Raw genomic sequence first — 2637 nt, 5'->3', positions numbered from 1 at the left:
ATTCACACTGTCGCTCATAGGTTTCTCCGCATGATTCATGCCGAAAATGAGCGATCTTTCGAAACCGCGCTACGTGGGATGGCCTACCCGCTTACCCTCAAACATGTGATGCCAAAGGTGCAGGAGTCTGGATGAGCGCGCAGCCGATTCCACGTTTTCTCTTTCCCCCGGCAACAACAGTCTCCAGAAATCGAAATGTGAAATCGGGTAGTAATCAGCCCTCGCACTCGCAAACTTCGATAAAACGGATTCATTGAATTTTGGGGTGATTAGTCGCGGCCCAATAAATCCCCAATACAGATTCAAGTCCACCACGTCGCGTGCATGCCGGATCAGATCCGTCAGGACAGCGTTCACGTGGGAGCTTTAGGACTGCTCCGTTGATGGCTGGGCGGGCTACCTCAGTCAGCCCAAATCAATGACTTGCCGAAAAGCTGGACATTCACCTGTCCAGCTTTTTCATTAGGCTTTCTGAAAAAGTGTCCAGCCGCCCTACCCCCCGCTTTGTGGAGGATTAACCATGCCGAAGATACCGCTTCGAACCCGAAATACCACCCGGCTCGCGACATCCTTTGCCAGGAGTCGATCGAGGCCGAATCTCAATCACTGGCTGGTCGCGCGCAGAGGTAGCGCCTGCGCTGATGGATGTGCCAAACTCTGTTCGGCGGGTTGCCATACCGCTGGCCAATACACCATTGTCAACGTCCCAAATACAATCTAACTCGGCTCCAGGGCACTTACGTGAGGCGATTTTCAATGGGCTTGCTAACTAGCTTAGGACCACTCTACCATTCTTATCGGCTGTTCGGGGTAGACAATACCCAAATACCCGGGATCTACGAGCAAAATCAAAAGGCAAAAGAGAGTATCATTGCTGGGTACATGATGATCGCGCTCGCGAAGAGCCGCGCAAATTTGACTGACCCTGTGTCGTTCGCCGAGCTGTTTTGCGCTGACGGTTATTATTGCATGCTGGCGCGCCATTTCGGCTACAACAGCAGTGTCGGAATCGACAATAACAGAGATGGCCACTTCGCCAACGCTAGCGAAATTGCCGTGCGCTTGGAGATCACTGATTGCTCTTTCGTGCAGGCCGACATCAACACCATCGACACGATGGGACGCGTTGATGTCGTCGCAAACATCGGCGGCCTCTACCACATTCCTAATCCGGAAGACGTTTTGCAAAAATCATACGACATGGCGAAGCGGTTCTTGATCGTCCAGAACGTCGTGTCATTGGCAAACGACGACGAAGATTACTTCGAAACTCCCGCGCCTGGCTGGGATTGGGGCAGTCGATACAACCCCCGCTCCTTCACGAAAATGATCCAGTCGAAAGGCTGGAAAATAATCGACAGTCATATGAACGTGCTAGAAGGCAATGGAAGGACCGAGGACCAGGGGAGCATCTACTTCCTCGTCTCCAAGGACTAAGCCCGGAAACTGCTCACCTACGAAGCTGGCCGCCCTCTATCCGCTGCAGGATCTCCCTCATCACCTTCAGGTCGCCCGACTGCTGGCTGACGAGGGATTGCAGATCCTTTATCGCCGCCGGACGTCACCGATCATCAGGTCAACCTGTCGAAACTCGTTAGACATAAGCCTATCCTCAAGCCTGTGCTTGAGCCTTCCTGCTTATGCTGAGTGTCCGGTCGAAAGTGGGGGCAGTCCAGTGTAGCAGTTCGTGACCTGCCCGCCAGTTCTGCAGCTCTTCAATGTCCCGGCTCTTCTCAACCCAGATCGCAACGCCGCCGACGCACATTCCAAGGAGCGTGACGAGTTGGATGATCGTGTTGAGGTTCTATTCGAGCCTCTGAGCGCGTTTTGGGAGTTCCATCGTTCCAAGCTCCTGCCCCATCAATGCTCCTCGTGTCTGCGCATGCAATGCTGATGGCTATCGCGCCTCGCCGTGGCGGACGCATTCCGCATTCGTCCAGACGCCGCCGGCACAGAGGCCGACAACCGTCCGGTCGATCTTCCGTGATCCGCCGGCGTCGCCCGGCGCGCGCCGACCAGGTCAGTGCCGACGATCCGCCGCAGGCCGTCGACATTTGCTGGCGCCGAAATCCCACAGCCTATCAGGGCAAGTGTCATAGTTAGAGCGAGCATCGCCCGCGGAATGTGCCGCCGCATTGTTCTGCCTTTCGATTGCATGGGTGACGGAGCGGGCGCCGCTCGTGCGCAGCTCGAGCACTGCCCAGGTGATGACGGCGAGGACGAGCCCGCCGCCGAAGATTTTCTGCCAGGGGATCATGCCGGATCGAGCCGATTGCGGATGAAAAGATAAGCTCCACCCGCGAACGAGACGACAATGATGCCGGCCAGCGCCCATTGCAGCGGCCCATTGCCGGTAAAGGCGAAGCCGAGGGTCGAGACGATGCCGGCCACCCAGCTGACATTTTCCTTCGTCACCACTTCCGGCGCCTTCGGCGCGGCGGGCACGGTGTTGCTGGAAACGAACTCGCCCTTGGCCCAAAGTCCTGCTTCGGCCGAGCGGCGATTGACGAGGCCCTTCACCCGCTTGCCGCCAGCGTTGACCGGTAATCCCCCCGCCGAATAACGGACTTCAAAAGTAGAATTTTCTCGGGCTTTATGATCGAGGAGATTTTGATGAAGACGAGCAGATTCAGCGAA

At 56.3% G+C, this 2637-nt stretch carries 1 protein-coding gene and 2 pseudogenes; 1 reads left to right on the top strand and 2 read right to left on the bottom strand.

Annotation, left to right across the window (positions count from 1 at the left end; all coding sequences use genetic code 11):
- The first annotated feature begins 756 nt into the window (after window positions 1–756).
- Window positions 757–1437 carry a methyltransferase domain-containing protein gene (locus tag ABIE33_RS36120; RefSeq protein ID WP_429133932.1) on the top strand — a complete coding sequence of 227 codons (681 nt, stop codon included), beginning with the start codon at window positions 757–759 and terminating at the stop codon, window positions 1435–1437.
- Between the two features lie 460 nt (window positions 1438–1897).
- On the opposite strand, the pseudogene ABIE33_RS36115 reads toward ABIE33_RS36120, so the two are convergent.
- Together ABIE33_RS36115 and ABIE33_RS36110 are read right to left on the bottom strand one after the other, a co-directional pair.
- Window positions 1898–2136: pseudogene (locus ABIE33_RS36115) on the bottom strand (hypothetical protein).
- A 117-nt stretch (window positions 2137–2253) separates the two neighbouring features.
- Window positions 2254–2637: pseudogene (locus ABIE33_RS36110) on the bottom strand (hypothetical protein); the annotation flags it as partial.

This window comes from Ensifer sp. 4252 (assembly GCF_050434565.1).
Lineage (GTDB): Bacteria > Pseudomonadota > Alphaproteobacteria > Rhizobiales > Rhizobiaceae > Ensifer.
Note: the sequence above shows the minus strand (reverse complement) of the source record. Positions and strands in the feature narration are given on the sequence as shown.

Excerpts from the sequence above, each read along its gene's own strand:
- ABIE33_RS36120 (WP_429133932.1), top strand. The coding sequence starts at position 757 with ATGGGCTTGCTAACTAGCTTAGGACCACTCTACCATTCTTATCGGCTG.